Genomic DNA, 236 nt, shown 5'->3' on the forward strand with positions numbered 1-236 from the left:
GGCTGGGCGGTGGCATACCACGACTACCGCGCCGATCGCGGCGGTCGCTACGGTAGCGAGTGGAATGCCTCTCTGACGTTTCCGCTGGCGCGGGGCCTCAGCGGCCTGCTGAAGGTGGCGGACTATCGCGCCGACGGGTTCGGCCGCGACAGCGCCAAGTTCTGGCTGCAGCTGGAGTGGCGCGGCCAGCAGACGCTGGCCGGCGCACGTTGAACGAAGTCGCACTGCGCATGGGC

1 pseudogene is annotated in these 236 nt (G+C 69.9%); it reads left to right on the forward strand.

Annotated elements, in window-relative coordinates:
* Nucleotides 1–213, forward strand: a pseudogene (locus UUA_RS19715) (alginate export family protein); the annotation flags it as partial.
* Between the last annotated feature and the right edge of the window lie 23 nt (nucleotides 214–236).

The organism is Rhodanobacter thiooxydans LCS2, assembly GCF_000264375.1.
GTDB lineage: Bacteria > Pseudomonadota > Gammaproteobacteria > Xanthomonadales > Rhodanobacteraceae > Rhodanobacter > Rhodanobacter thiooxydans.